Annotated in this window: 24 protein-coding genes and 1 pseudogene; 12 read left to right on the forward strand and 13 right to left on the reverse strand. The window is 69.5% G+C overall.

Annotation, left to right across the window (positions count from 1 at the left end):
• Nucleotides 1–24: 24 nt before the first annotated feature.
• The 5 genes from ACZ7L9_RS06450 to ACZ7L9_RS06470 all read right to left on the reverse strand — a co-directional run bounded on the left by ACZ7L9_RS06450 (nt 25) and on the right by ACZ7L9_RS06470 (nt 3070).
• A complete protein-coding gene (locus tag ACZ7L9_RS06450) occupies nt 25–438 on the reverse strand; it encodes an effector-associated constant component EACC1 (protein ID WP_471413073.1) in 414 nt (137 codons plus the stop codon).
• A gap of 179 nt (nt 439–617) precedes the next feature.
• The gene (locus ACZ7L9_RS06455; protein WP_471413074.1) at nt 618–1229 is read right to left on the reverse strand and encodes a hypothetical protein; all 612 of its coding nucleotides are present in this window, start codon (nt 1227–1229) and stop codon (nt 618–620) included.
• Nucleotides 1230–1325: 96 nt separating this feature from the next.
• Complete coding sequence (locus ACZ7L9_RS06460) at nt 1326–1958, reverse strand: DUF6000 family protein (RefSeq protein ID WP_471413076.1); 633 nt, start codon at nt 1956–1958, stop codon at nt 1326–1328.
• Nucleotides 1959–1961: 3 nt separating this feature from the next.
• On the reverse strand, nt 1962–2693 hold the full coding sequence (locus ACZ7L9_RS06465; protein WP_471413077.1) for a HEAT repeat domain-containing protein: 732 nt from the start codon (nt 2691–2693) through the stop codon (nt 1962–1964).
• The gene (locus ACZ7L9_RS06470) at nt 2690–3070 is read right to left on the reverse strand and encodes a CPCC family cysteine-rich protein (protein WP_471413078.1); all 381 of its coding nucleotides are present in this window, start codon (nt 3068–3070) and stop codon (nt 2690–2692) included. Before ACZ7L9_RS06470 ends, ACZ7L9_RS06465 begins: the two co-directional genes overlap by 4 nt.
• A gap of 383 nt (nt 3071–3453) precedes the next feature.
• Between ACZ7L9_RS06470 and ACZ7L9_RS06475 the strand changes: the two genes are divergently transcribed.
• Nucleotides 3454–4893 (forward strand): ATP-binding protein, encoded by a 1440-nt coding sequence (locus ACZ7L9_RS06475; protein ID WP_471413080.1) that lies wholly within the window; start codon nt 3454–3456, stop codon nt 4891–4893.
• Between the two features lie 113 nt (nt 4894–5006).
• On the opposite strand, the gene ACZ7L9_RS06480 is transcribed toward ACZ7L9_RS06475, so the two are convergent.
• Nucleotides 5007–5855, reverse strand: a complete 849-nt coding sequence (locus tag ACZ7L9_RS06480) for an N-6 DNA methylase (RefSeq protein WP_471413081.1) — start codon at nt 5853–5855, stop codon at nt 5007–5009.
• A 712-nt stretch (nt 5856–6567) separates the two neighbouring features.
• Nucleotides 6568–7200 carry a carbonic anhydrase gene (locus ACZ7L9_RS06485; RefSeq protein WP_471413083.1) on the reverse strand — a complete coding sequence of 211 codons (633 nt, stop codon included), beginning with the start codon at nt 7198–7200 and terminating at the stop codon, nt 6568–6570.
• A gap of 749 nt (nt 7201–7949) precedes the next feature.
• On the opposite strand from ACZ7L9_RS06485, the gene ACZ7L9_RS06490 reads away from it, so the two are divergent.
• The 6 genes from ACZ7L9_RS06490 to ACZ7L9_RS06515 all read left to right on the forward strand — a co-directional run bounded on the left by ACZ7L9_RS06490 (nt 7950) and on the right by ACZ7L9_RS06515 (nt 11736).
• Nucleotides 7950–8087, forward strand: a complete 138-nt coding sequence (locus ACZ7L9_RS06490) for a hypothetical protein (RefSeq protein ID WP_471413084.1) — start codon at nt 7950–7952, stop codon at nt 8085–8087.
• Nucleotides 8088–8301: 214 nt separating this feature from the next.
• Nucleotides 8302–9048 (forward strand): IPT/TIG domain-containing protein, encoded by a 747-nt coding sequence (locus ACZ7L9_RS06495; RefSeq protein WP_471413085.1) that lies wholly within the window; start codon nt 8302–8304, stop codon nt 9046–9048.
• 328 nt (nt 9049–9376) lie between these two features.
• Nucleotides 9377–10612 carry an IPT/TIG domain-containing protein gene (locus tag ACZ7L9_RS06500; RefSeq protein ID WP_471413087.1) on the forward strand — a complete coding sequence of 412 codons (1236 nt, stop codon included), beginning with the start codon at nt 9377–9379 and terminating at the stop codon, nt 10610–10612.
• A 71-nt stretch (nt 10613–10683) separates the two neighbouring features.
• Complete coding sequence (locus ACZ7L9_RS06505; RefSeq protein ID WP_471413088.1) at nt 10684–11184, forward strand: levansucrase; 501 nt, start codon at nt 10684–10686, stop codon at nt 11182–11184.
• Nucleotides 11185–11290: 106 nt separating this feature from the next.
• Nucleotides 11291–11440, forward strand: a complete 150-nt coding sequence (locus ACZ7L9_RS06510) for a hypothetical protein (protein WP_471413089.1) — start codon at nt 11291–11293, stop codon at nt 11438–11440.
• Nucleotides 11441–11553: 113 nt separating this feature from the next.
• The gene (locus tag ACZ7L9_RS06515; RefSeq protein ID WP_471413090.1) at nt 11554–11736 is read left to right on the forward strand and encodes a hypothetical protein; all 183 of its coding nucleotides are present in this window, start codon (nt 11554–11556) and stop codon (nt 11734–11736) included.
• 16 nt (nt 11737–11752) lie between these two features.
• Here the strand turns inward: ACZ7L9_RS06515 and ACZ7L9_RS06520 are convergent, their stop codons facing one another.
• Nucleotides 11753–14377, reverse strand: a complete 2625-nt coding sequence (locus tag ACZ7L9_RS06520; protein ID WP_471413092.1) for a discoidin domain-containing protein — start codon at nt 14375–14377, stop codon at nt 11753–11755.
• Between the two features lie 266 nt (nt 14378–14643).
• On the opposite strand from ACZ7L9_RS06520, the gene ACZ7L9_RS06525 reads away from it, so the two are divergent.
• The 5 genes from ACZ7L9_RS06525 (at nt 14644) to ACZ7L9_RS06545 (ending at nt 19945) form a co-directional block, all read left to right on the forward strand.
• A complete protein-coding gene (locus ACZ7L9_RS06525; protein WP_471413094.1) occupies nt 14644–15396 on the forward strand; it encodes a GntR family transcriptional regulator in 753 nt (250 codons plus the stop codon).
• Between the two features lie 298 nt (nt 15397–15694).
• Nucleotides 15695–15877: an SPOR domain-containing protein gene (locus ACZ7L9_RS06530; protein WP_471413095.1), complete on the forward strand. Its 183-nt coding sequence runs from the start codon at nt 15695–15697 to the stop codon at nt 15875–15877.
• A gap of 79 nt (nt 15878–15956) precedes the next feature.
• Nucleotides 15957–16358 carry an NUDIX hydrolase gene (locus ACZ7L9_RS06535; RefSeq protein WP_471413096.1) on the forward strand — a complete coding sequence of 134 codons (402 nt, stop codon included), beginning with the start codon at nt 15957–15959 and terminating at the stop codon, nt 16356–16358.
• Nucleotides 16359–16634: 276 nt separating this feature from the next.
• Nucleotides 16635–17063 (forward strand): ATP-binding protein, encoded by a 429-nt coding sequence (locus ACZ7L9_RS06540; RefSeq protein WP_389982783.1) that lies wholly within the window; start codon nt 16635–16637, stop codon nt 17061–17063.
• 302 nt (nt 17064–17365) lie between these two features.
• The gene (locus ACZ7L9_RS06545; RefSeq protein WP_471413480.1) at nt 17366–19945 is read left to right on the forward strand and encodes a SpoIIE family protein phosphatase; all 2580 of its coding nucleotides are present in this window, start codon (nt 17366–17368) and stop codon (nt 19943–19945) included.
• A gap of 140 nt (nt 19946–20085) precedes the next feature.
• Here ACZ7L9_RS06545 and ACZ7L9_RS06550 read toward each other — a convergent pair.
• From ACZ7L9_RS06550 to ACZ7L9_RS06570, 5 genes and pseudogenes are all read right to left on the reverse strand, one after another.
• A pseudogene (locus ACZ7L9_RS06550) lies at nt 20086–20499 on the reverse strand (hypothetical protein); the annotation flags it as partial.
• Nucleotides 20500–20741: 242 nt separating this feature from the next.
• A complete protein-coding gene (locus tag ACZ7L9_RS06555) occupies nt 20742–22223 on the reverse strand; it encodes a glucoamylase family protein (protein WP_471413099.1) in 1482 nt (493 codons plus the stop codon).
• A 348-nt stretch (nt 22224–22571) separates the two neighbouring features.
• Entirely contained in the window at nt 22572–23774 is a 1203-nt protein-coding gene (locus ACZ7L9_RS06560) for a glycoside hydrolase family 1 protein (RefSeq protein WP_471413100.1), read from the reverse strand.
• Between the two features lie 91 nt (nt 23775–23865).
• Entirely contained in the window at nt 23866–24774 is a 909-nt protein-coding gene (locus tag ACZ7L9_RS06565; RefSeq protein ID WP_471413101.1) for a carbohydrate ABC transporter permease, read from the reverse strand.
• Nucleotides 24771–25763 (reverse strand): carbohydrate ABC transporter permease, encoded by a 993-nt coding sequence (locus ACZ7L9_RS06570; protein ID WP_471413103.1) that lies wholly within the window; start codon nt 25761–25763, stop codon nt 24771–24773. The genes ACZ7L9_RS06565 and ACZ7L9_RS06570 overlap by 4 nt, the downstream gene beginning before the upstream one ends.
• Nucleotides 25764–25766: the final 3 nt, after the last annotated feature.

The raw sequence follows: 25766 nt of genomic DNA on the forward strand, positions 1-25766 counted from the left end.
TTCCGTCAGGATCAGGCAGGCGCATCACCGATCTTCGGAGACGGAGGGCGCCGACGCCTGGCTCGTGCCGATGGTCGCTGGCGCTACTTCGGGAGGTGCGGATGTCAGCAGGGCCGCGACGCGACGCAGGGTGTCCTCTGATGTGTCGTGGACTGTCACGGTCATTCCGTCGCGGCCGATGACGACCGGCCCGGGTGGCGATGGGCGGGCTGTTCGCCAGGCAACCACGATGTTCACCAACAGGCTCGCGGCGGCAAGACCGTTGCTGACGAACATGTTGATGGTCTCTCCCGCGTTCATGCGGCCAGAAGCGCTAACAGGCAGTGCCAGCTCGACCTGTGCGTGGCGCCGGAGTTCACGATCCTGCCGGAGCCAGTAGTACAGATCGTGGGCCGCCGTGTCGTCGCCTTGTGTATCGACGGTGATCTGCAGCTCCATGCCGTCTCCCCCTATCGCCTACGGTGCTCGATGCTCATGGCAGGGAACGGATGCACCTTCGTGACTCCTGCCCCAGCTTCCAATCTGGGTGGAAGGATACGTCTCCCAACGGGCTTGGCTCCTCGCGAAGTTCGTCGACCATGCACATCGGTGACCCCCACTTGGCTGCGGCTGATCGGTCAGCTGTCGAGAGCAGGGATCCGCTGGCCGGCGATGGCCTCCCTCAGGAGGCTCTGTGTGCTGGGGTGGCGTCGGTACACCGCGTCGATCTCACGCGATGCGGCCTCGTGGTCGTAGGGCAGCGCGAGCTGACGGGCGACGCCGTACCGGAGCGCGTCCGCGACGTCTTTGCCTATCTCGGCCGTCCGTAGACCCTCGACGATGCCGGTCGAGGCATCGACGAGCACCATGTACGCGGTGAAGGGCTCACCTTGCTGCCCGGGCACGCCGACAGTGCGGTCGCGTTGGCGGTATGCCTCCCATGGCGAGTCGCCCCAACCGAGAGCCCCCTTCGGGGCGCCGGGGCGGGCCGGGGCGTCGAAGCGGTAGCACCACATCAAATGTCTGTCCCCGACGGTGACCGCGACCGTCGCTGAGCCGGTCGTGAAGGCGGCCAGCTCGTCCGACGTGAGGCCGTCGAACGAATGGATGATCTCGACGTAGTTCGCGCTGAGTACCAGGTTGGCAGCGGACTTCGGCCAGTTGACCTGCATCGGGTAGGGCTCACCGACGACCAGCGAGTACGACATGGTGCTTCCTCTCTTGCCGGCCTCGAACCAGAGCTGTTTCATCTGCCAACTATTTCAGAGGAGTTGAGCTGCAGCAGACACAATCGCGACAACAGTGCCCGCGGTGCCGTGGCCGCGCGTCGGCTTGGGCGGGGGAGGTCAGGAGCGGGACCAGCCGTTGGCGAAGTCGCATTGGAGGTCCGTCCAGCGGCGAAGCTCGGCGGGGGTGTAAGAGGGGTGGTCGTGGAGGTGGGTCAGGGCGTTGACCCACTGGTCCCAGAGGCCGCCGGGCAGGGTGAAGCGGTCGGCGTGGTGGGTGCCGAGGTGGGCGTCGAGGCGCAGGAGGGCGCCGAGCGCGGCTGGCTGGTCGTAGCGGAGGTCGGTGCGGGGGAGGTAGTGGTCCAGGTACGAGGCGAGGATCTCGGCGTCCGCGTGGGTGCCGAAGCGGGCCAGGGCGAAGCAGTAGGCGCTGCCGGAGAAGCAGAACTCGCTGGCCAGGAGCAGGTCGCCGATGCGTTCGCGGAACGTGGCGCGCCGGCCTACGCCGATCAGCCAGGCGGCAGTGAGGCGTGAGCGCCACTCGTAGCCGAGGAGGGCTTCCAGCTCGGCGTCGGTGATCGTGGCTGCGTCGTCGATGAGGTGACGGGTGAAGCGTTCGGCGTGTGGCCACCCGGGCCGCAGGACGCGACCGCTTTTGAGCTGTAGGTAGCGCGCGTGCTCCGATTCCTTCCTCGTCACGTAGCGCTCGATCACGTAGCCGTAGCCGATCTCCTCGGGGTGCTGGGACGGCATCGGTCACCTCTCCGGGTACAGGTCGGTACGGTCGATCCAGGTGGGAGCGACGAAGATGTTGTCGCCGACGGGGGCTTCGGAGGCTTCCAGCAGGGACCAGGTGCAGGACTCTTCGACCAGGTGCCCCCAGGACGCACTCCAGTCGAGTTCCCAGTCCAGGCCAGTGCCGGAAACGCCGTATGTGCCGCCGGCGTCCACCCGCCAGAACTGGGAGTAGAGGATCACCTGGGCGTGGTCGGCCAGGTCGTTGATGATCTCGGCGAAGTGGGTCGAGAGCCAGCCGGGGGCGTCATCCGCAGCGGTCGCTCGTAGGCGTGCGGTGAGCGGCGGGACGACAGGGCTGCGTGCGCCGAGTTCGGTCAGGGCCCAGCGGATGCCGACGGGCTCGCTCCAGTCCGGTGGCGTCGCTCGTTCCAGGCAGGCGCTGTAGGCGCGGCGCAGGGGCTCGACCGCGCCGTCGATCTCCAGGCTCGCCAGGGCCATCGCCGCCCATTCCCGGACGGTGAGGTTGTTGCTGCCCAGGAGGACGGTCAGAGCGGGGCCGCAGCGTGGGTCCGCCACCTCTTCGAAGACCTCAATGGCGGTCAGCTGACCGAAGCCGCCGAGGGAGGGCAGACCATCGATGATGGCGGGGATGGCGTCGGAGCCGATGCCGATCAGTTCCGCGCGGGCGTCGTACGACGGGCCGGTCGAGTCATCGAGCTGCTGGATGAGTCTCTCGATGTGGGCGGTCATGGGTGGTCCCGGCGCCAGGAAGTGGGGAGCCACCAGCAGAGCACCGAGCTGTCGTCGGGCCAGGGGGCACGGTCCTCGGCTGCCCAGTCCTCGAAGGAGTCGCGTGTCAGGTCGATGGGGCGCCAGGCGGGGTCGAGCGGCTCGTCCTCGGCCGGAGGGCGGACGTACCGCCGGCCGTGCTGGTCGCAGGCGCCGAAGTCCTGGTAGTTCCGCTGGGCCTCGATCAGGGAGACCTTGTTCGCTCCGCCGCCCATGGTCGGCCAGCGGAACTGGACCCCGTCGTCCTCCCAGAAGCAGACGGGGCAGATCTCGTACGAGCCGGGCATTGCGTCCAGCACGCGGTGTCCGCAGCATGGGCAGGGGTAGGAGTCGCTCACCTGCGCAGTCTCGTTGCAGGTCCCGCCCGGGTGCCATGGATTTCTCGACCTCCGCCTGCCCGGCCAGTCCGCAGCCAGTCCGCAGGACACCCATAAACGGCCGTCGGGAGCCAACGCATGCCAACCAGCAAATCCCAGGTCAGAGCCGTGGAGAGGGCTCCGCCGCAGGTCAGAATCATGCGGTAGACATTCCGCTTCAACGTGTAGTGGGCGCGATACAATACGTCACTGATCTGGCAAAAAAGCAGGTCAGAAGGGGCCCGGCTCTTCTGAGTCGGGCCCCTGGGTTTTCCCCCGTTCGATCCATCAGGTCACGAGGTGGGTGAAGTAAGATTCAATCTACGTAAGAATCTATCTACGTTAATTGTCTCCAGGGGTGCGTCGTGGAGTTTCAAGGTCGGGCCGGAGATCTTGAGCTGCTGGCTGAGCAGTACCGGACAGTGGCAGAGGCGGTTGGAGCCACTCGGGGGCGGGCTGTGATCATGACGGGCCGGCGCCGAGTAGGGAAGTCGCGACTGGTCCAGGAGTTCTGCGACCGCTCGGGAGCGCCGTACGTGGTGTTTCAGGCCACCCGTGGGCGCAACCCTGTGACGGAGCGCGCCGACTTTGCCGCGACGCTCGCGCAGTCGCTACTGCCTGGGGCGGAGCTGGTCGCCGGCCTCCAGGCGCAGGACTGGAACCAGGCCCTGCGCTCTCTGGCGCTCGCGGTACCCGATGACTCGCCCAGCATCGCGGTGATCGACGAGGTGCCCTGGCTGGTCGAGCAGGATCAGGAATTCGAGGGCGCACTCCAGACTGTCTGGGACCGTCACTTGTCCTCCAGGCCCGTGCTTCTGCTGCTGGTTGGCAGCGATACATCGGTGATGGAGGCACTGCAGTCGTACGGACGCCCGTTCTTCGGTCGGGCAGCGAAAATGACCGTCCACCCCCTGAACCTGGCTGACGTACAGGCCATGACCGAACTCGACGCCGCAGGGGCCGTCGACGCCCAGTTGATCACTGGGGGATTCCCCGAGATCGTGCAGTCGTGGCGGCCGGGAATGGGGCGTACAGCCTTCTTGCAGGCGTCGGTCGCCAATCCTCTCTCGCCCCTGCTGGTGGCCGGCGAGCTGTCCCTGCTGGGCGAATTCCCCGAGGCTTCGCACTCACGGGCCGTGCTGGAAGCGGTTGGCAGCGGTGAGCGCACGTTCAGTGCAATCGCAGCCCAGGCCGGCGGCGCCAGCGCTCTGCCGTCCGGTACGCTCTCCCCGCTGCTGGCCATGCTGCAGGCCAAGCGAGTCCTGGCTGCTGATCTCCCCCTGTCGGTCAAGCCGGACAGCAAGAACAAGCGCTACCGCATCGCCGACCCGTATCTGCGGTTCTGGCTGGCGTTCCTGGCACGCGCGATCCCACTCATCGAGCGAGGCCGCGGTGACTTGGCACTGGAACGCATCGAGCGGTCATGGACCAGTTGGCGCGGGCGGGCGGTCGAGCCACTGATCCGCGAGTCCTTGCTGCGTCTGATGCCCAATGATGAGTGGCCCGAGACCGAGGCCATCGGCGGTTGGTGGAACCGTCAGAACAACCCCGAGATCGACCTCATCGGTGCAGACCGCGAGCCGGTGGCCCGGCAGGTGTCCTTCGTCGGGTCGGTCAAGTGGCTGGAGACCCAGCCCTTCGGCCGTCATGAGTACGACGCCTTGGTGCGCGACATGCTCGCCGTCCCCGGTACCGCCCCGGATACTCCACTGGTTGCGGTCTCCCGCTGTGGGGTGACCGATGATCTGCCGCTCACCACGCACTGGGGGCCGGAGGACCTCGTACGGGCGTGGCAGCCCCGATAGCCGCGAAGTCCGGGATCTCTCACGTCGTGAATGATCCGGCGGAGCCCCGCACACGAGCATCGTCAGCAATGCGCTCCGATTCACACCTTGCGAGATGAGCGCAGCGACGAGGTCTACCTCGGCCGGATCGGCCCCACTGCCTCGACACCCGTATCTTGAGGACCGTCGGTACCAGAACGCGCCCTCCATGCGCTCTGGTCACGGCCGGGATCTGAGGTACAAACCCAGGTCTGCCTCCCGCGCCCCCGGTCCCGTGGAAGCGGAGACCGGACGCCCGCAACTCGCGCGGTCAGTTCCTGGTCGCCATGACCCGTGCCCGCGGCCTCCTTCTTGGGGGGTGCGCGTCTGCCCGGGAGGGGGCACACTCGGTGTCGATCCGTCGGCAGGCCGTGGCGTGGCGGGGCGATGCCCGCGGCAGTCCCGGCCGTGGTGGTGGCTACGGCGTGGGGATGATGCCTCCGTCCAGCGCGCCGTGGCGGATGCGCCGTGTCAGGGCGAGCTGTTCGCGCAGCCGCCCCTGCTGTCGACTCGGCCTGCCCCACCAGCTCGTCGAGCAGGCGACGCGTGTCCAGCGCCGCGGGCGGTCGCTCCCGCGCCAGCGCCACGTACAGCCTGGAGTCGAGGGGACATCCGTCGTTCTCCAGGATCTCTCCGTACGGGACCGAGCAGGAGAAGTCGGGATCGTCCGGGGTCGCGTGGGGGGACCGCAGCCATGCGTGAAACCGGCCGATGATGCGCTCCCTGTCCGCCGGGCCGAGCACACGCGTCTGGCGCGGAGCCTGCGTACCGAGTCGGCTTGCGTCGATGAAGAGGACGGAATCGCTTTCGCCGACGGCTACGTGGCGAGATTTGTCGCGGGCGAGCAGCCAGAGATGCACGGGGACGGTTGTGTGGGCGAAGAGATTGGCCGGTAGTGCGACGACGGCGAGCAGCGCGCCTCCGACCAGCATCCCCGGAGACATTGGATGTGACGCAGGTCATAGCCGTCGTGGTGCGTCGGTCGTACCGGGCGCGGCCGACGGCGGCTTCGTGGCTGCCCACAGGGGGGGCGGTTGCTCACCTGCGCAATCTTGTCGACGGCTTGGCCGGTGCGGCTTGGATTTCTGTGCCTCGGCACGGTCTGCGCGAGTCCGCAGGCAGTCCGCAAGACGCTCGTAAATGCCCGTCGGAAGCCAACGCCTCCCAACGGGGAATTGCCTGGTCAGGGCCGCGATCGATGCTCCGCAGCAGGTCAGATCCAGCCCCGATATGTTCCGCTTCAACGTGTGAGCGGATGAAATAACGCGACGTTGACGGCCTGGCAAACATGCGGGTCAGATGGGGTCCGGCTCTTCCGAGCCGGGCCCCTGGTTTTTTTCCCGTGCTGGGATGCTGCTGAGAGGGGATGCCGCCTCCACTCCCATGGCAGATGGTCTGCCGCTCACCGCGCACTGGGGGCCCGAGGACCTTGTACGGGCGTGGCAGCCCCGATAGCCGACGGAGCAGCGACGTTCCCCTTCTCGTGCCGTGAGAGATGAGCACACCGGCGAGGTCCGCCTCGGCCGGAAACGAGGCTGTCGCCGAGTGGCATCTTGCGCGAGCATCCCTCCAGCTCGGGCCCGAGGTCGGTGATCCGGACCCGCTGGGCGGCGCGGCAATGCGAGGTGATCACACGAGAGTACGTCGATCGGCGGGTCAGGAAGGTGCGCCGGCCAGGACTTCCACCTTGCCGGTGTCGAGGGAGTAGTAGGCGCCGACCACGGCAAGGGCGCCCTTTCCTACGAGTGGGGCCAGGTCCTGGTTGGAACGCAGGTCGGCCGCGGTCAGTTCGACCTGGGCGCGGGCCATGGTCTCGACCGGGTCGGCGCCGCCTTCGCGGACTGCCTGCTCGTACGCCGGCCGCAGGGCCCTGGCGATCGCCTCCAGGTTGCCGGGCAGCGGTTTGCCGTCACGGATGGATTTGTGGGCTGCCTCGACGGCGCCGCAGCGCTGATGCCCGAGGACCACGATGAGCGGAGTGCCACTCGTCATGGGCCCGTACTCCACGGACCCCGTGACCACCGGACCGACCGCCTCCCCGCCGGTGCGCATCACGTAGAGGTCACCCAGTCCGGTGTCGAAGAGGAGTTCCGGCGGCACCCGGGAGTCGATGCACGAGAGGACCGCTCCGAAAGGTTCCTGTTTCCGGGCTACGAACTCGCGCCGGTTCGGATCCCGGTCGGGATGTCGAAGGTCTCCGCTCACCCAGCGCTTGTTGCCGTCCATCAGTCTCGCGAACGCCTCGGCGGGTGTGGCCGGCCGTGCTTCCGGCGAAGTGCTGGTCGCCATCGGGGTGGCGCTCGTCGATGAGCACCCCGCCAGTGCGGCCGAGGCGACCATGAGTCCGCCGGCTAGCAGAGTTCTGCGATCCGGACGTTTCGCTCTGTCCATTTCGGTGGTTCCCCTCAGTCCGCTGAGACGCGTCCGTACGTCTTGGGCAAGGCGATTGTTCAGCGCGGTGCGGGAGCCCGACCACAGGCGCGAGCGGGCGCGGGCCGCTTTGCCACCGACGGCCCACAGAACCGGCTCGGGCGGCGGCACGAGCAGCACCACAGCGCTGACCGGGCGATCACGCGGGTCTCAGGGGGCGTCTCTGTCAGGAGACGGCCCCCTCCCCGCTTCCGCGCCGGGTCTGCCGGCACCGCGCCGGGTGTGGTCGTTGCCGGAAACCGGTCAGGTGGGTGCTGGTTTCCGGGGGGCGCGCGTGGTGGGAGAGGCGGCGGATTCGGGTCCCCCCGGCGTGCTGATCGACCCGCCCCCGTGCGCTCGTCCGTTCAGGTGGCGGGCAGTCAGGGCGCTTGTGTCGTATTCCATTTCTATGGGTCACTGGAGTAACCGAACCGGTGGGCCGCCCATCCCTCTCCGGGGGAGCGCGGAACCGTTCTGTTCGCCGACCGTCCACGCATGACGGACCTCGGCATCGTTTGCTCCGGACGGCCGCGATGGGCGCCCCTGTAGAGGACTTGGATCCGACCAGTCGTCCCTGCCGAACAGCGGCAGGGGCTGGTGCGGCAGCCCCCGGCCTCTGCAAGTGAGCGGTGCGCGAACCAACCGCGCACACCGAGTACCTCGCCATCGAGGCCATGAGCGCAGTCGTCGGCCACGGCGTCCGGGGCCGGCGGCCCGCGACATGGCTCATCACGGCTCCATGCACCCTGCGCGGCGACGGCCGCTGACGGTGCCTTCCCCCCCAGCAGGCACCTTTCGGAAGTCGCCCCGCGTGCGCCCGGCGGCGCACCCGCGGGACCGGCCGAGCAGGAGGCGCGCGAGGTCAGCCGGGGTCGGACAGCGGCCCAGTGGTCCAAGTCGTGGCCACGGGTCTTGATCCGGACCCAGTTGGGAGTCAACTCCCGCATTCGGGAGTCCAGTTCACACACACGGAGGACGACCATGCCAATCAGTCCGAACCAGGGCTCCACCGGTGGCGGCACCACCGTCACCATCACGGGCACCAACCTCACAGGCACCACCGCTGTGCACTTCGGCACCCACCCGGCCACCGCCGTCACCAACGTCTCGCCCACCCAGGTCACCGCTGTCTCGCCGTCCGGCTCCGGCACGGTCGGTGTGACGGTGACCACCCCGGGCGGAACCAGCAACCCGCTTCCCTTCTTCTACGTCGGCGCCCCGTTCAAATCCGGTCTGAGCGTGGACTCGGGCCCCACCGCAGGCGGCAACACCATCGTCATCAGCGGCACCGGTCTGTCCACCGCCACGGGGGTGTCCTTCGGCGCCAATACCGTCACGCCGACGGTGCTGTCGGACAGCCAGATCAGTGTCGTCGTGCCCGCGGGTGCGGCAGCCGGGCCGGTGAGCGTCAGTGTGACGACCGCCGGAGGCACCAACAACGGTCTGTCGTACACGTACATCGACGCCCCGACCATCGCCGCGATCACTCCGACTTCCGGATCGACGTCCGGCGGAACGGCGGTGACCATCACGGGCACCAACCTGACCTCGACGAGCCAGGTCACGTTCGCCGGGGTGCCGGCACCGTTCTCGGTCGTCAACTCGACGACGGTGTCCACCGTTACGCCGCCCGGCGCCGTCGGTGCGGTCGACGTCGGTCTCTCCAACCCTGCGGGCACAGCCACGGACGTCGGCGCCTTCACGTACGTGACGGGCCCCGGCATCTGATCCGCCCCGGCTGCGGCACCGACTGCCGACGCGGAACAGCGCGCGGCGCCGATACCGCTCCGGATGCATGACGTCCGCCCCGGTCCGGGACATGCTGTGCCCGGCCGGGCGGACAACCCACTCGGCACCACTCGCTCAGCGCCGCCCGGCCAGGAGGTCCGGGCGGCGCCCCGACCACCACGTTCCGATCTCCGTATCCCGTCCACGACGCCCCGATCACACCCCACAGATCAAATCACCCGACAGGAGAACGGCTTTGGAAATTTCCGGCAGCTCGATGCCCCGAGCTACGCAACCGTCGACGGCCGCGGCGGCCCCCGTAATCACGGTGAGCAGCCCTTTGTCGGGGGGCGCCGGAACGGTCGTCACGCTGACCGGAACCGGCTTCACCGGCGCGACCGCGGTCACCTTCGGCGGTACTACCTCCGCTTCGTTCACCGTGGTGTCCGCGACCCAGATCACCGCGGTCGCCCCGGCCGGCACAGGCACCGTCCAGATCACGGTGACCACGCCCGATGGAACCAGCAACGGCGTTGGCTTCACTTACACGATTGCGACGCCCGCGATCATTTCCGTCGCCCCCAACCAGGGGTCGGTCGAGGGCGGGAACACGGTCACCTTGACCGGAACCGGCTTCACCGGCGCCACCTCGGTTCGCTTCGGTACCCTGGCCGCCGCGTTCATCGGCATCTCCGCGACGCAGGCCACCGCGGTCGCCCCCGCCGCGCCCCCCGGCACGGTCGACGTCACGATCACCACTCCGGGCGGCACCAGCGCCGGAATCCCCTATACGTATGTCGCCGCTCCGGTTCTGGGCAGCCTGACTCCGGCCCAGGGGCCGCTCGTGGGTGGGAACACCACCACCTTGTCCGGGACCGGCTTCACCGGAACGACGTCCGTCCACTTCGGTGCGAACGCGGCGACTTCGTTCGCCGTCGTCTCGCCGACTCAGCTGACTGCGGTTGTCCCCACCGGCGGCCCGGGCCCGGTTGTCGTCACGGTCACCACGCCTGGTGGTACCAGCGGCCAAGCCATCCCCTACTACTATCTCGGCGCACCGGTTCTCACCAGTGTCATCCCCGGGTCCGGTCAGGTGGGCGGTAGCAATGCCGTGACGTTGACCGGGGCGAATCTCCTCCAGGCCACGGCGGTTCGCTTCGGCCTGACGGCGGCCACCGCCTACACCATTGTCTCGGCCACGGAGATCAGAGCGACGGTGCCGCCCGGTGTCAGCGGCACCGTCCCGGTCACCGTCACCACGCCCGGCGGCACGAGCAACAGTGTGGCCTACCTGTATCTGAGTGCCCCGGTAGTCGCTGGTCTGGTACCCAACCAGGGGGCATCGGCAGGCGGGAACACGGTGACTGTCACCGGCTCAGCACTGACGTATACCACCGCAGTGCTGTTCGGGAGCGTGCCCGCCGGCTTCACCGTGGTCTCCGACACCCAGTTGACGACCACGGCGCCGCCCGGCGCGATGGGCGCGGTCACCGTCAGAGTTGTCACCCCTGGTGGCACCAGTGTCGGCGTTCCTTACACCCGAGTCGGCTCACCCGGCATCTGAGCGGTCCGGTCGGCCCGGCGAACCGGTCGGCGGGTATCCCGAGAGGACCCGGACCATGGACAATCGCGGCCATGAGCGAAGAGTCGATACGTAACTACCTGGCCTCCGTCGAGAGCCGGCTGGCGGCCGACGGCTGCGCGCCCCGCTGGGAGGACTGGGCCGGAGTTCCGGTGCTCGTCGGGCGGCGGGCCGACTTCCGGATGCGGTGGGCGGCCACCAACCTGCATCTGTTCACCGTGGCCGCCGCCGTGCCCGAGATCACCGTGCCGGTCATCGACACGTTCACCACGCAGGTGCTCGCGTACGCCAAGAAGAACAAGGGCGGTCTGCCCGTCGGGATGCAGACCGGCGTCGCTTCCTTCCCCGTTCTGGTCAGCGACCGGATCGATCCGGCCGCGATGGCGTGGGCGGAGGAGAAGCAGCGCAATCAGTTCGCCTGCTTCGCGCGGCCGGTCGTCGTCGACAGTGCGCAGGGCTACGTGGGCATGTACCGGGGGAAGCCGGCCCTGGGGCGGGCCTACGCCTCGCACCTGATCGAGAAGGGTGCCCGCTACTTCCAGCCGCAGGGCTGAACCGGCGGGTAACGGGGCGCTGTTGTCAGTGTCCGTGGGGTGCGGTCGGGTAACGGGGTGGGAGCGGGGGCCGGAGAACGATGGCACCAAGGCCGACCCGGGCGAGGTGTCCGGACGGATCAGCGTCTCGCATCTGTCGTTCCGCTACGGACAGGACGGGCCGCTCGTCCTGGACGACGTCTGCCTCACCTATGAACGGCTTCGCGCGGAGATCGAGGGTCTCTTCGCCCGGCTGGGCGCACCTCAGCTGTCCTGACAGGGTCACGCAATTTCCGGGAACGCCCCCCGCAGAGCCGGAATGGGATGCCATGATCGTCCGCGCGTGACCACATCCGGCCCTCCGGCCGACTGACGACTCACGGAGAACTCATGGACCAGCGTCCGGCCGGACTGTCCGGCTTCAACTGGTGGCTGCCCAGCGTGTATGCGGCGGCCATCGTCCTCACCGGGGCCTTCGGCTCGGGCAAGGCGACGGGAGTCGTCGCGGTGGTGGGCGGCATCCTGCTCGGCCTCTACTACGGCTTCGGGAGCAGGTTCCGCGCCCGAAGCTGACCTCCGGTACGCCTTCCTACGGCTGCGCGACCCTCAACTCCCGTACCCCCGCAGGCTTCTGCGCGTCCTCGGACTCGACCGTCAGTCGCACCTGCCGGGCCACCGCTCCCGCCCGGTACGGCTGCCAGTGGGTGCCGTCGGACGAGGTTTCCAGGCGGTACGAGGAGGGGTGCACGTCGGCCCACTCCGGTTCGATCGAGGTCACCGGGGCCGTGCGGCCCAAGTCCACCGTCAGCGCGCCCGTCGCGCCGTCCGGGGACCAGGTCGTGGCCGGGCTGCCGTCCACCGCGGCGGCCGCGTACAGGCCGGGGGTCTCGGAGGTCGCCGTCGCCGGGCGGCAGCGGGCCGCGTCCGTCGTCCGGGCGAGGTCGGGGCGGCGGGTGGCGAGGGCGAGTGTGCCGGTGAGGAGGCGGGGGCCGGTGGGGGTGTGGACGGTGAAGGGGGCGCCGGAGGTCAGCCGGACCGTCGTCGTCAGGGGGCCGATCGCGATGTCGTACGTACGGCCCCGGTAGCGCAGTCCCGCCAGTGTGACGCCCCTGCCCAGCTGCGGTGGCAGCAACGGATCGAGGCGCACCCCGTCCTCCCGCAGCCGAAGGCCCGTCAGCCCGTGCGTGAAGACCTGGAGGAATCCGCCCTTCCCGGTGAGGAAGTCCTGCGCGGGAGTCCCCGACAAGGGGTCCTGTGCGCCCGCCTTCGCGCCCCGGGCCTCACTGAAGAGGGCGTACGGGCCGCGCATGAACGGGCGTACGGCGCGCTGGAGATAGGTGTACGTCGCGCAGCCGGCCTCCCCGATCACGGCCGCGTCGATCGCATGGACCGAGTCCGTCATGGCCGGTCCGTCCGGATCGGTGCGCTCGGCGTAGTAGTCGAGCGTGGCCGCCCGGGCACCCGGCTCCATCGGCCATTCGAGCGGGTAGATCAGCAGCACCGTGTCGGCCTGCTTGATCGTCGAGCCGTTGTAGCCCGCGTACTGGAGGAAGATTTTCCGCTTCGGGTCGTACGGGATGCGCAGGCCGTCCGCGACCCGCGTCCACTCGGCCGGCGCGGCATGCCCGAGCAACCGCGCCGCGCGGGTGGCGTTGCGCAGTGCGGTGGCCGCGACCGCGTTGGTGAAGCCCCCGTCGGTGACGCCGTTGCTGTACTCGTCGGGGCCCGCGACGTCCTTCACCGAGTAGCTGCCGTCCGCGTCGGCGGTGGCTCGAGAGGCCCAGAAGTCGGCGATCCCCTGAAGCAGCGGCCATCCGTGGCCGGCCAGCCAGTCGCGGTCCCCGGTCGCCAGGTAGTACTGCCAGACAGCGAGCGAGACATCGCCCTGGAGGTGGATCTGGGTGAGGCAGTGCGGCGGGTCCCAGCTCTGGCACTCGGACCACAGATCACCCTTGCTCGCGCTCGTCCACGGGTAGAACAGGCCTCGGAATCCCAGCTTCCGAGCGTTGGCGCGGGCGGCTGTGCGCGTGCGGTAGCGGTACTCGACGACCGAACGGGCCAGTTCGGGGCGGGTGGCGAGCAGCCCCGGGTACATCCAGATCTCGGCGTCCCAGAACACCAAGCCCGCATAGTTGTCGCTGGTCAGACCGGCCGGAGCGATGCTGTCGCGGGAGCCGGTACGGGTGGACGCGAGCAGGCCGTACTGCGCCGACCTCAACCATTTCTGCAGTTCGGGACTGTCCGGTACGGAGATGTCGGCCGCCCAGGCCCGCTCCCAGATGGCTGCGTTCCTGGCGAGGACGGCCGGCCAGCCGCGCTCGGCCGCGCGCCGCGATGCCTCGCGGGCGGTGGTGCGTGGGGCGGACGAGGTGAGCGCGGTGTCCACTCCCACGTACTTCTCGAAGGTGTACGTGCGCCCGGCGCGCACCCGGGGCGCGCTGCGGACCTGGTTCGCGTCGGCTACCTGCGGCTCCGATCCGCCGGTGCGCAGCGTCTGGACGATCGCGCCCGCCGTCCCGGTGCCCTGCGTGCGGAAGGTTCCGTCGGCGTTCAGCGTGATCCGGCGTGCGCCCCGCGGGTCGAGGCGGCCGGTGACGGTCGCGGTGCCGCTCCAGTGCGGTGTCATGCGCAGCCGTACGGCGCCGGTGTGCACGTCGGACCGGTCCGCGAGCACCTCGTACGTCAGGTCGGTCGCGCGCCCGTCGGCCGTGGTCCAGCGCAGCGACGTACGCACCAGGCCGCAGCGCAGGAATACGGTTTGGCGGTAGCGCGAGATCCGGCCCGGGGGAGTGCCGGAGCCGTAGGTCTCGTTGCCGACGCGTACGTCGAGCGTCGTCCAGCTCGGCAGTGCGGCGATCACCTCGCGGCCTTCGGCAAGGTCCTTGTCGCGCCCGAACAGGCCGGAGACGAAGGCGCCGTCGTAGCGCGGAGTGAACAGCGGCCAGCCGGTCCTCCTGTCCGACGCGGCGTATCCGGCGCCTGCGGCGGGCACTCGGTGGGCCAGATATCCGTTGCCGACATAGGGGGCGTATCCGTCGGCCCCGCCGAACCGGGTGGAGGTCGGAGCCCAGGCGGGGTCGGTGTCCCCGCCGCAGGATGCGGCGGCGGGCGGGAGCAGAGCGGCCGCGTAGGAGAGGGGTGGCAGCGGCGCGATCAGGGCGCCCGCGACCAGGGACGTCAGGGACGCGAGGAGACAGACGCGCGAGAGGCTCACCGTACGAAGGTATGGACGCGCGTGCCGAGCGGCGGTGCACGGCGCGCGGCGGGCGGGTGAACGGGCGGGCGGGGGCGGCGATGCCCTCGGCGAGGGTGGGTGCGGGCACGCCGGCCGGGGTACCCGGTTCTCTCCGGGGCCAGGCGGCAGGTCATGCATGAGGTCGCGATGAATCATCACTTCGAGTGAAACTCAGGCCTGTGCTTGCGGTGCACAACCGACGGTTGTCAGGCTGTTGCAGACTGTCAACCTGTTGGGAGTGGCCTGTGACTTTCGGTGAGCAGCCCGCCTATCTGCGTGTTGCAAGCGATCTGAGAGAGAAGATCGTCAACGGTTCGCTGCCGCCGCATACTCGCCTGCCCTCGCAGGCGCGTATCCGTGAGGAGTACGGAGTCTCGGACACCGTCGCCCTGGAGGCACGCAAGGTGCTGATGGCCGAGGGTCTGGTCGAGGGGCGCTCCGGATCGGGTACGTATGTGCGCGAGCGCCCGGTCCCGCGCCGGATCGCCCGCTCCGGCTATCGGTCGGGGGCCGGGGCCAGTCCGTTCCGTCAGGAGCAGACGGCGGAGGGGGTGTGCGGGACGTGGGAGTCCCGCAGCGAGCAGGAGGGTGCGAGCGGCGAGATCGCCGAGCGCCTCGGCATCGAACCGGGCGACCGGGTGATGCGTACGCGATACACCTTTCGGGAGGCCGGGGAGCCGATGATGCTCTCCACCTCCTGGGAGCCGCTCGCCGTGACGGGGCGTACGCCGGTGATGCTGCCGGAGGAGGGCCCGTTGGGCGGCTGCGGAGTGGTCGAGCGGATGGCCGCGATCGATGTCGTCGTGGACAATGTGGCCGAGCAGGTCGGCGCGCGGCCGGGGCTGGCGGAGGAGCTCCTGGCGCTCGGCGGTGTTCCGGGCCATGTGGTGATGGTGATCGAGCGGACGTATTACGCGTCGGGTCGCCCGGTCGAGACGGCGGACGTGGTGGTGCCCGCCGATCGCTTCCGGATCGCCTACCACCTTCCGGTCCGGTGACCGACAGCCGCAGGGCGTGGTCCGGCGCCCGTGACGACAGGTCGACCCCCTGCCGGGCCCCGTGATCGATGGGCTGTCGCCCGACCGTCATGACTTGTCATGTCCCGCTCCCAAGGGGGGCGCATCCAGCCGGGTGCGCCCTCTTTTCATGGCCGGATCGGTATCTCTTTGTGTAATTACGTATTCGTTGTGTGAAGGTCAGGCGTAGGCTCGCGCATATGCGTACTGCGGTTTCCTGGGGATCCTTAGAGACGTACATGCCGTTCGAGGGAGGGGCGCAATGCTCGGGAGGGGCGCGATGACCGACAGCGGTGCCGAGCTCCCTTGGCTGGTGATACGGGAGGACGACAACGGCAATCGCTACCGCGTCGGCAGATATGCCACGCAGGGCGAGGCCCGGAAGATCGCCGACAAACTCGATACCCATGGTCACAAGCAGCTCTACTGGGTGGAGCGCATCGGGCAGAGCGCCCGGCCGTAGGGCGCCGGGCCGCGTCCGTCCGGCAGGACAGGGCCTAGAGTCCTGCCTGACGTGGGTTCCAGACGGCGAAGGCGGAGTGATGTCGGTCCTGATCGACACGGTGGCGTGGGTGCGTGTGGAGCGCGGCAGGATTCTCTGCGCACGGCCACGGGGGAAGGACGTCTTCTACATCCCGGGCGGCAAGCGGGAGGGCGCGGAAAGCGATCTCGAAACCCTGCTCCGCGAGATCAAGGAGGAGCTGACGGTGCTCCTCGAACCGCGCACCGCGGTGCACGTGGGTACGTACGAGGCCGGGGCGCCCGATCTGCCGAGCGGCGCTGTGGTGCGCATGAGCTGCTACACGGCGGACTACGAGGGGACGTTGGCGGTGAGCAGCGAGATCGAGGAGATGGCCTGGTTCTCGTACGCGGACCGTCCACTGGTTCCACCGATTGATCAGCTGCTCTTCGACGACCTCAAGGCAGCGGGCGAGTTGAACTGAGCCGGGCCTGACCGTCGTTGTGCCGCGCTGAGGCGTGTCCGTCCGGGGTGCCGCGCTCACGGGGCGCTCCCTCCGGGCCGGGCGCTGCCCGCGCGGGCGGCTGCGGCGCGCGCCGATGGCCCCGTGCGCCCCTCTCTCTGTGTACATCTGTTCGTGTGCGCACCCGTACACCCGTACGCTCCACGTGTCGACCGCGGTGGTAGTTTGCTCCGAATGTCGGGTATGTGCTGATTGACCCCCGTAAAACAGGACACTCTCCGTTGCTGGTCTTGGGAAGTGGTCGGCGTGATCGACACCGAAGGCGATTGCGCCGAGTGGACCTTTCCGGCTGTGCCGGGCGCGGTGCGTTCCGCGCGGCATGCCGTCCATGAGGCGTTGCGCGGCTGGGGGCTCGACGACGCCGTCGGGGACGTGACGGTTCTGCTGGTCAGCGAGTTGGTCACCAATTCCATGCAGTACACGACGGGCCCCATCGGCGTGCGGCTGCAGCGCCCTCATCTCAACGGCGACGCCCCCGCCGCCCACCCCGGACTGCTCGTGGAAGTCTCCGATCCGCTTCCGGATCCGCCCACCGAACGCAGTGCCGGACCGGATGACGAGGGTGGCAGAGGACTGCAGCTGGTGGCCTGTTCCGCACGCCGCTGGGGTACCCGACGGGGAAAGAGCGGCAAGACGGTGTGGTTCGAGCTGTCCCTGCCTGGTTAGGAGTGGGGTGGGGACGCACAGCGATCACCGGAGGTCGGTCCGGAGGCCAGTGCCCCTCCGGGCAAGCTTTGCCCCGTCGCGCCGCCCAGCACGCACGCACCGGACGACGCTCCTCGCGGGGCAAACATTGCCGGTCACGGCACTGGGCAGAACATGGCCGAAAGGGACTGAGACCGTGCTGTGATCGTGAACGCCGTGTCGGTTGGGACCATAGTGCTGAATACTGCGGGCAGGACCGGTCCGGTGTGTGAGCTGGAGGGGACGGTCGCGTGAGCGAAATACCTGGGACAGCGGGCGACATTGTGTGGCAGAGCAGCCCGCCTGGCTCGATCTACGACTACATCAGGGTCGCCTCCTTCTCGATCGGCCCCGATGGCCTGATCGAGCAGTGGAGCCGCCGGGCCGCCGGCCTCTTCGGCATTGCCGCGGACAAAGCGGTGGGCATGGATCCGGTCGACGCGTTCATGCCTGCCGAACTGCGTACGGACGGGCACCGCCGGATCGGCGAGATCCTCGACGGCAAGGAGTGGACGGGCCTCGTCCCCTTCCGGATACCGGGTGACGATCCGGTGCACGGGCTCGCCGAGATCTATGTGATGCCGAGCGAGACCGGGACCGGGGAACGGGCCGCGCTCTGCATCGTCGTGGACGTCCGCGCGCTGCGCCACATCGAGACGGACCTCGCCGCGTCGCAGGCGATATTCGGTCAATCTCCCTTCGGTTTCGTGCTGTTCGGTATGGACCTCACGGTCATCCGCGCCAACGAGCGCTTCGCCACTGTCTTCGGCGGAAGGGCCGCCGACCACCGCGGCCGTACGGTCGACGACTATCTCTCCCGCTCCGAGGCGGACCGGCTCACCGTCACGCTGAAGCGCGTCCTGGAGACCGGCTCGTCCGTCACCGACCTCCAGCTCATCGGCACCGCGCCCGGTGACACCGAGAGCCGCCACTGGTCGATGAACCTCTACCGCGTGCACAGCGGATCGGGCCGGCCCATCGGCATCGCCGGACTGGCCACCGATGTGACCCGACGGCACATCGCCGCCCGCGAGGCCGCCAGCGCCCGCCGCAACCTCGCGCTGCTCAACGAGGCCAGTGCCCGCATCGGCAACTCCCTCGACCTGGAGACCACGGCCCGCGAACTCCTCGACGTCGCGGTGCCCGGCTTCTGCGACGTCGCCTCCGTCGACCTCTACCAGGGGCTGCTCACCGGCGACGACGCGCCGCCCGGCCGCTGGGACTCGCTCCGGCAGGAGTCCGTCGGCGGCTCCGCCGAACTGCGCCGCGTCGCCCTCGCCAGCGCCGTGTCGGACGGCCTGCCCGCCGCCGTCACCGCGACCGCCACGGACGCCGCCGCGTCCGGCACGTGCGGCGGCGAGCCCGCGCTCGGCGCCGTACACCGCTTCTCGTACAACTCGCCCTGTGCCATCGCCCTGCGCACCGGCCGTGTCGAGGATGTGCCCAGCGACGACCGGGGCTTCGTCCAGTCCACGCTCGCCGTACCGATGGTGGCCCACGACGCGGTGGTCGGCCTCGTCCAGTTCGCCCGCACCAAGGGCAGCGAACCCTTCGGCGAGCGGGACCGCGCCCTGGCCACCGAACTCGCCGCCCGAGCCGCGGTCTGCATCGACAACGCCCGCCTCTACCGGCGCGAACACGAACGCGCCCTGATTCTCCAGCGCAGCCTCCTGCCACCCGGCGACCCCGTTGCCGCGGGCCTCGACATCGCCTGCCGCTACCTCCCCGGCAACACGGCCACCGAGGTCGGCGGCGACTGGTTCGACGTGATCGAACTCCCTGGCCACCGCACCGCCCTCGTCGTCGGCGACGTCATGGGCCGCGGACTGCGCGCCGCTGTGGCCATGGGCCAACTGCGCACCGCCGTACGGACCCTGGCCCTGCTCGACCTGGAACCCGCCGAGGTGCTCTCCGCGCTCGACGAGGTCGCCCGCGGGCTCGGCACACCCGGCGGCGGCACCTCCCCCGCCTCCGACGGCTCGGGCGGCGGCACCCAGTGGCCCTCGCGGGCCGCCCACAAGTCCCGCGAGGCGGACCACTCCGAGGTGTACCTGGCGACCTGCGTGTACGCGGTCTACGACCCGGTCACCCGGCGGTGCACCTTCGCCAACGCCGGTCATCTCCCCCCGACCGTCGTCGAGCCCGGCGAACCGGCCATGCTGCTCGACGTCCCGCCCGGGATGCCGCTCGGCGTCGGCGGCGAACCCTTCGAGGAGGTCGAGGTCGAACTGAAGGAGGGAGCCCTGCTCGCCCTCTACACCGACGGCCTCGTCGAGTCCCGCGACCATCCGCTCGACGAGGGACTGGACGCCCTGCGCGGCGCGCTCGTCGAACCGGACCGGCCGCTCGAAGACGTCTGCGACCACGTGCTGAACACCCTCGACACCCGGCACGGCGAGGACGACATCGCCCTGCTCATGGCCCGCATCCGGGGGCTGCCGGTGGACGCCGTCGGGGACTGGCGGCTGCCCCGCGAACCCCGCTCCGTCGGACGCGCCCGCGAACTGGCCCGTGGCCAGCTGCTGGCCTGGGACCTCGACGAGCTGGTGGACACCGCCGAACTACTGGTCAGCGAACTGGTCACCAACGCCCTGCGTTACGGGGACGGCGAGATCCGGCTCAGGCTGCTGCGCGACCGTACGCTCGTCTGCGAGGTATGGGACGCGGGCCTCGTCCAGCCGCGGCGACGGCGGGCGCGCGACACCGATGAGGGCGGGCGCGGGCTCCAACTGGTCGGCCTGCTGAGCGTGGGCTGGGGATCCAGGCGGACACCGCGCGGCAAGACCGTCTGGTTCGAACTGGCGCTGCCCGACGGGGAGCCGGCCGCCGAGCCCACGGTCGAGCAGTTGCTGAGCATGTTCTGAGCGGTTCGGGAGGCCGCCGCCGGGGGCTCTGCCCGCCCTGAAGCCGCCGCGGCGGCGCAACACCACCCGGTGGGACCGGTGCACACCTGCACCGCGTGCGGGGCATTGCGTCTCCTCGCCCGGACAGCGAGCTCCGGCTACGGAGTCGGCGGCTGAGGCGGCCCGCCCGATCCGGACGTGCCCCGTCCCCAGCCGGTCGCACCGGGCGTGGTGCGGGTCGTGGTCCGCTTCCTGCGCCGGGTGTGCGCATAGCCGGCGACCGCTGCCGTCCCGCCGGCGACGACCACCGGAAGAATCAGGTCCCCGGCACTCGTCCCGCGGGAACTCCCGGGGCGGCGGTCGTCGTACAGCCGGTCGAGTGCCGGCGCGACCTGGTCCTTGCGCTCGCCGAGCGCCCCCACCCGGTCGGTGACCTGCCCGTCCCGGGGCAGGGTGACGGGAGCGTCGGCGCGAGCGGTCAGCGCGGCGGGCAGGGCCGGCCAGCACACCGCCAACAGCACGGTGAGAAGGGCCCGGCCCGGTATCGGTATCCGGGTACGGCTCACGAGCGGCATCACGTTTGTGAGGCTATGTCCACCCTCGGTGACCCGCGACCCGGCGAGCGGGCACTTCGACCTGGAGCCGCTGCACTCCGGCGACGGTCACCACCTCTCGCTCCTCGACGACCCGCGCGAGCTCACCCGGCCCCGCGGCGCCCCGCTGTCGATCGCCGCCCACCAGCGACAGGACAGGACCCGGGCGGCGTACCGGAAGGGCTGGAACCGACCTTCCCCCGGGCACGCCGCCACGGGGCCGATCAGATGGAGAAGCGCTCCTTGGCGAGCAGCGGACGCACCTTCGACTGGAATCCGCCGGTCCGGAACGGCCGTTGCAGCAGGCCGGGGCGGATCGCCTGGGCCAGCGCCGCCGCGATCATGCCCTGGTCGAGGGCGAGCATGTAGTCACTGACCCGGCCGGTGCCGACGTTGACGGAGTCCCGGAACCCGTATCCGGCGTGGTAGGCGCCGAAGTCGCGGTCGAGCGCACGCAGGTTGGCGACCGCCTCGTCCGGCGCGTAGGGCAGGGCGAGGAAGGAGGCGTGCGGGGTGACCACACCGTTGGTGAACGCCGAGGCGGGCGGCAGCGGCGCGCCGTCCTTGGTGTACGTCCGGTCGGTGTTGGAGGCGTATCCGTCGACCTGCATGCCGATCGCGTCGACGCCGTACTCCTGGTACCCGCCCTCGGGGACGTTGGCGGGGGAGAAGCCCCAGTACCCGTACTCCGCTTCCTTCATGCCGTGCTCGATCTGGCTGCGGACGTAGCGCCGGTGCGTGAGGCCCCAGGACCGCGGCGACCACTCCGGTTCCGGCACGAACAGCGGCACCATCAGCGCCTCGAACATCGAACCGCCCCAGGTGGGCACGATCTTCCGGCCGCGGTGCGTGTAGTGCCCCTGCCAGACCCGTACACCGTCCATGGCGACGTAACCGCCCCCGGGGTGCTGCTCCTGCTCGTGCTCGGGGAGCATCGTGCGCAGCATGTGCCAGTAGTGGTCGGAGGGCAGCGAGCCGTCCGCGATGCCGAGGTAACTGGCCATGCGCGGCTCGGTGTTGAGTGCCCCGTAGTGGTGGCCGGTGGGCTCCTCGGTGTCGGTCCAGAATCCGCCGCGCAGCTGGCCGGGGCCGGCGACGGGGTCGGCCGGGTCGTACGGCGTGTAGTAGTAGGACCAGTCGGCGGTGGCCAGGATGCGGGCGACGCGTGGGCGAAGCGCCGGTGAGGCGTCGGCGGCGATCCGCAGACCGGTGACCAGCCAGGCGTTGTCGACGGAGGAGAGGAACGGGCGCACCGGGTCGCCGGTGCCGGGCCACTGGGTCAGGACCGAACCGTCGTGTGCGTCGTACCAGTTGAGCCAGAAGCCGTGATGGCGCTCCAGCTTCTCGACGGCCCGGACGGTGTGCTCCAGCCTGCGTTCCATCGTGGTGTCACTGATCACGCCGAGCCCGGCCGCGGCGACCGTCGACCAGAGGCCGCAGCCGATGTTGGTGGGCGAGGTCTGGCGCGACTGGACGGGGGCACCGGGGCCGCTGACGTCGATCTTGTCGGTGGCGAGACCGAAGTCGGTCGTCATCGCCTCGATCGAGCGGTACGTATCGCGGAACCAGCGCATGAGCAGTGGTGTGCCCGAGCCATGCGCGGGCTGCGTGGACTGTGCGGCGCCTGCGGAAGGCACGGCTACGGCTCCGAGGGACAGGGCGGCAGCCCCTGTTCCCGCGGCGGTGAGAAATGTGCGACGGTCCATCAGAACCTCTCGAAGAAGAGCCACCGACTGTGGGCGGTGGGCGGGTTTCGTTCGTCGGTCGTGACTGAGAGGGGCTCGCAGAAGCGAGCGTGCGTGCCAGGCGTCGCGAGCCGGGCGCCCATTTTGCGAGCCCCTCTGAAGGCGCGGGGCGCCGTGCTGCGTACGGCACCCGCGTGGGCGCCGCACGCAGGCGGGGCTGGATACGTGCGGCGCCCACGCGGGCGAAGGGCCTGTCCGGCGGATCAGGGCCGGACAGAGCCCGGCTGTACGGGAACCTGCGTCCGTCAGGTATCGCCGGTTCCCGTACGGGCGGGAGCGGTCAGGTCGCTCCCGGTCGGGGGGCCGACATCAGTCGGCGATGCGCGGCAGCGCGCGCGTGCGGCCCATCTCGCCCAGCCAGACGGCGGACGGCTTGGGCAGGCGCTCGAAGGTCTCCGGGTCCCAGCCGATCAGGCCGAAGGTGGGCTTGTAGGAGCCCCACTCGTAGTTGTCGAGCGCGCTCCAGGCCAGGTAGCCCTGGATGTTCAGGCCGTCCTGGAGCGCGGACGCGACCTCGTTCAGCGCGCCGGTGTAGTAGTCGACGCGGCGACTGTCCTCGTCGGTCGCGATGCCGTTCTCGGTCACGATCAGCGGCACGTCGTTGCCGAGGACCTCGGCGGTGTGACGCAGTGCGTGGCCGACCGCGGAGGGGTAGTACTCCCACTGCGTGAGGGTGCGCTCGACGCCGTCGGCCGTGGGTATGGGGCCCTCGGGGCCGATCTCGGTCCGGGTGTAGGACTGCACGCCGATCCAGTCGTCGCCGCGGGCGGCCTCGATGAAGACGTCCTCGCGGGGGTACCGGTAGGCCGCGGTGACCTCCTCGGCGCCGGGCCGGGCCTGGTAGACCTGGTTGGCGATGGTCCAGCCGACCTGGATGCCGGCGTCGATCGCCCGGACCTCCTTGACGGCCGCGTGGTGCGCGGCGATGACGGCCTGGGTCGTCTCGTCGTCGGGGGTCGGCAGACCGGCGGGCGGGAAGCTGTTGTCGCCGCGCTTGGCCTGGCCGGCCATGACCGCGATCATGTTCGGCTCGTTGATCGTGCAGACGTGGCTGACGCCCTCGGCGATCACCGGTGCGCAGGCGGCGACGTAGCGGGCGAAGAGCTCGGTCGCGCCGTCGGCGGTCCAGCCGCCGCGCGCCTCGAACCACTGCGGCACGGTGAAGTGGTGCAGCGTGATCATGGGGCGCAGGCCGCGCTCGACGGCGCCCTCGACCATGCGGCGGTAGTGCGCGAGCTCGGCGCGTGAGAAGCGGCCCTCGGCCGGCTCGATGCGGGCCCACTCGATGGAGAACCGGTAGTCGGTGAAGCCGAGACCGGCCAGCGTGTCCATGTCCTCGTGCCAGCGGTGGTAGCTGTCGCAGGCGTCCAGGCTCGGCTCCTGGATGTGGGTGCCCGCGGCGTGCTCCTTGACCCACCAGTCGCTGTTGGTGTTGTTGCCCTCGATCTGGTGGGCGGCCGTGGAGGCGCCCCACAGGAAGCCTTCGGGGAACGGAACCTGGGTGTGAGTCATCGCAAACTGTCCTTCTGGTGCGTGAAAGGGGTGTGGCCGGCGGGGGTGTGGGGTGCGGCCTCGTACGTTTCGGGTGGGGCGGCCGGGCGGGTTACTTCATGCCCGCCGTGGCGATGCCCTGGGTGAAGTGCCGCTGGAGCGCGATGAAGACGACCAGTACCGGCAGCACGATCAGGAAGGACCCGGCCATCAGCATGCCGTTGGATCCGCCCGCCTTGTTGGGGTCGGTGGCGAAGGTGGCCAGCGCGACCGGAAGGGTGTACTTGTCGGGGTCGTTGGTCGCGATGAGCGGCCAGACGAAGTTGTTCCAGGAGCCCAGGAACGTGAAGATCGAGAGCGTCGCCAGCGCGGGCTTCACCAGCGGCATGACGATCCGCCAGAAGATGTACCACTCGCCGGCGCCGTCCATCCGGGCGGCTTCCAGCAGCTCGTCCGGGATCGACTGCATGAACTGCCGCATCAGGAAGACGCCGAAGGCTCCGGCGGCGAACGGCAGCACCAGACCCGCGTACGAGTCGATCAGGTGCAACTTGCTCATCAGCACGAACAGCGGCAGCAGCATCAGGTTGCCGGGCACCATCAGGGCGCCGAGGACCAGGCCGAAGATCTTGTTGCGTCCGGCGAAGTTCAGCTTGGCCAGGGCGTACCCGAGCATCGAGCAGAACACCAGGTTCGAGACGGTGACCAGCAGCGCGACGATCACCGAGTTCATGAAGTACAGCGGCAGATCGAGCTTGTCGAGCAGGTTCCGGAAGTTCTCGAGCGTCCACTCGGTCGGGATCCACACCGGCGGGCTCGCGGTCAGCTCCTGCGGCGTCTTGAAGGCCGAGAGGGCCATCCACAGGAACGGCGCCGACATGATCAGCAGACCGAGGGAGAGCAGGACGTAGACGAGGACGCGCTTCGGGTTGCGGGCCTTCTTCGCGCCGGGCCGCGGCGCGTCCTGGGGCTTCTTCGCCGGCGCCGTCGAGACGGCGCCCGGTGCACTGGTGGCGCTCATTTCGTGTTGTCCTTCAGCAGTCGGAGCTGCAGCACCGTGATGCCCATGATCACTACGAAGAGGACATACGCCATGGCACTCGCATAGCCCATGTGGAAGAAGTTGAAGCCCTCGCGGTACATGTTCAGCGAGACGGTGAGCGTGGAGTCCGAGGGACCGCCCTGGGTCATCACGAACGGCTCCTCGAAGACATTGAGATAGCCGATGGTGGTGATCACCGTGGCGTAGAGCAGCGTGGGCCGCAGCAGGGGCACCGTGATGCCCTTGAACTCCTGCCAGACCCCGGCGCCGTCCAGGCGCGCGGCTTCCCGCACTTCGGTGGGAATGGCCTGCAGACCGGCGATGAAGAGCACCATGACCGTGCCGAGGTTGCGCCAGACCGCCATCGCGATCATCGAGGGCATGGCGAGCTTCTCGGAGCCCAGGAAGTCGGGCGAGGTGAGGCCCACTTCGGAGAAGAGCCCCGCGATGAGCCCGTCGCTCGGGTCGAGCACGAACCGCCAGACCACGGCGACCGCGACGATGGTCGTGACCACCGGTGCGTAGAAGCCGACGCGGAAGAAGGTCCGCGCCCGGTCGATGCCGTTGTTCAGCAGTACGGCGACGACCAGCCCGAGGAAGATCGTCAGCGGGACGCCGATCACCACGAAGTACGCCGTGTTGAACAGCGACTTGAGGAACTTGTCGTCGCTGAAGAGATTGACGTAGTTCTCGAAGCCGACGAAGTTCGCGTCCAGCGGGTGCGTGACATTGCGCAGCCCGAAGTCGGTGAAGCTCATCGCCAGCGTCGCGATGATCGGGAACGCCATGAAGACGAGGAAGAGGACGAGGAAGGGAGTGGAGAACAGCCAGCCGGCCAGGTTCTGCACGCCCATCGACGCCTTCTTGCCACCCCGGCGGCCTGCGGGCCCGGTGGCCGGGGACTCGGCGGTCCCCGGCCCGGCCTGCACCGTGGCCGACTCCGCGGCCTTTGAGGTCATGGTGCGCATGAC

The organism is Streptomyces sp. NPDC111516, assembly GCF_055635345.1.

What these genes read in the sequence shown, in the direction of transcription:
- ACZ7L9_RS06460 (WP_471413076.1), bottom strand. Translation starts at nt 1,958, where the DNA reads ATGCCGTCCCAGCACCCCGAGGAGATCGGCTACGGCTACGTGATCGAG.
- ACZ7L9_RS06570 (WP_471413103.1), bottom strand. Translation starts at nt 25,763, where the DNA reads ATGCGCACCATGACCTCAAAGGCCGCGGAGTCGGCCACGGTGCAGGCC.
- ACZ7L9_RS06560 (WP_471413100.1), bottom strand. Translation starts at nt 23,774, where the DNA reads ATGACTCACACCCAGGTTCCGTTCCCCGAAGGCTTCCTGTGGGGCGCC.
- ACZ7L9_RS06465 (WP_471413077.1), bottom strand. Translation starts at nt 2,693, where the DNA reads ATGACCGCCCACATCGAGAGACTCATCCAGCAGCTCGATGACTCGACC.
- ACZ7L9_RS06565 (WP_471413101.1), bottom strand. Translation starts at nt 24,774, where the DNA reads ATGAGCGCCACCAGTGCACCGGGCGCCGTCTCGACGGCGCCGGCGAAG.
- ACZ7L9_RS06530 (WP_471413095.1), top strand. Translation starts at nt 15,695, where the DNA reads ATGACCGACAGCGGTGCCGAGCTCCCTTGGCTGGTGATACGGGAGGAC.
- ACZ7L9_RS06535 (WP_471413096.1), top strand. Translation starts at nt 15,957, where the DNA reads ATGTCGGTCCTGATCGACACGGTGGCGTGGGTGCGTGTGGAGCGCGGC.
- ACZ7L9_RS06555 (WP_471413099.1), bottom strand. Translation starts at nt 22,223, where the DNA reads ATGGACCGTCGCACATTTCTCACCGCCGCGGGAACAGGGGCTGCCGCC.
- ACZ7L9_RS06455 (WP_471413074.1), bottom strand. Translation starts at nt 1,229, where the DNA reads ATGAAACAGCTCTGGTTCGAGGCCGGCAAGAGAGGAAGCACCATGTCG.
- ACZ7L9_RS06495 (WP_471413085.1), top strand. Translation starts at nt 8,302, where the DNA reads ATGCCAATCAGTCCGAACCAGGGCTCCACCGGTGGCGGCACCACCGTC.
- ACZ7L9_RS06515 (WP_471413090.1), top strand. Translation starts at nt 11,554, where the DNA reads ATGGACCAGCGTCCGGCCGGACTGTCCGGCTTCAACTGGTGGCTGCCC.
- ACZ7L9_RS06450 (WP_471413073.1), bottom strand. Translation starts at nt 438, where the DNA reads ATGGAGCTGCAGATCACCGTCGATACACAAGGCGACGACACGGCGGCC.
- ACZ7L9_RS06485 (WP_471413083.1), bottom strand. Translation starts at nt 7,200, where the DNA reads ATGGCGACCAGCACTTCGCCGGAAGCACGGCCGGCCACACCCGCCGAG.
- ACZ7L9_RS06480 (WP_471413081.1), bottom strand. Translation starts at nt 5,855, where the DNA reads ATGTCTCCGGGGATGCTGGTCGGAGGCGCGCTGCTCGCCGTCGTCGCA.
- ACZ7L9_RS06505 (WP_471413088.1), top strand. Translation starts at nt 10,684, where the DNA reads ATGAGCGAAGAGTCGATACGTAACTACCTGGCCTCCGTCGAGAGCCGG.